The 942-nt window shown below is 70.9% G+C and carries 1 protein-coding gene and 1 pseudogene; both read right to left on the bottom strand.

What is annotated here, in order from left to right; translation table 11 throughout:
* On the bottom strand, window positions 1–630 hold a 630-nt coding region (locus AX690_RS09440; RefSeq protein WP_066730333.1), incomplete at its 3' end, for a polysaccharide deacetylase.
* 9 nt (window positions 631–639) lie between these two features.
* Window positions 640–942: pseudogene (locus AX690_RS23265) on the bottom strand (glycosyltransferase family 2 protein); the annotation flags it as partial.

The following is a 942-nucleotide window of genomic DNA, read 5'->3' as shown; positions in this document are numbered from 1 at the left end:
GTCCCAATTTTCGGAAACCCGCCGCTGCGCCATCAGTCGGCGCATGCGCGTCAGAAACCGCCAGCGTCCGCGGAAACGCGCGCCGCCCTTCCAGCGCAGCACGTCGAGGTGCGCGTCGAGACGAGCCACGCCCTGTGAGACGCCGCGCGCCTGATCAAACGCGGAGACGGCGGTGATGGACGAGTCGCCGAGCGCCTCGATCAGCCGAGGCTGCAGATTGTTCCAGGGCGGCACGAACAGGGTCGGCTGCGCGCCGGCCTTGTGGAACGCCATGACGATCGCCCGCAGCTGGGCGCGGACCCACTCGAGGCTGTCCTCGGGGACCACCTCGCCAAAGCCGCGGCCGGCGGGCTGGCGGTTGATGTGCTTGAACCCATGCACGGCGATCTCGACGGTTGGTTCGACCTCGACGCGGCGAACCAGGGCGTCGAGGTGCGGGCTGGCGATCGCCGCCAGGGTCAGCGGCGCCGCGTGACCGCGGGACAGCGCCAGCAGCCTGTCCAGCGCCTCGCTGGGGGCGCGCGCGTCGTCGTCGCGCCACCACAGGACCGGCGCGCGTCCGGCCTTTGTCCAAAGCCGCAGCTCGCGGCCAAGGATCAGGCGAAAGGCGAGGGGGGCGAGCCGCCGCATGGCGTGGGACTATTGGTTGGCGGCTTCAGCCCGGCGCAGCGGCAGGGCGGCCGGCGGGGTCGGCTTGGCCGCTTCGCGGGCGCGGTTGCGCAGGATCTCGCGAGCGCGCAGGTTCGACAGGATCGGATAGAGGCCCGCCATCAGCGAGATCAGGAAGCCCAGGTCGCCCTCCCGATAGCCCTTGCGCGAGACGTAACATTTGAAGAACCGGCGAACGCCGCGGAAGGCGTCGTCGGCGATTCCCTTGACCTTGCCGCTGTCGGCCAGGTCCTGGGCCCGCAGGGCGGTGTAGCGGGACAGGCGGGCGAACAT

The sequence above is a fragment of the Caulobacter sp. CCH9-E1 genome, from assembly GCF_001556515.1.
In the GTDB taxonomy this organism is placed as follows: domain Bacteria; phylum Pseudomonadota; class Alphaproteobacteria; order Caulobacterales; family Caulobacteraceae; genus Caulobacter.
This window is presented reverse-complemented; position numbering and strand designations above follow the sequence as displayed.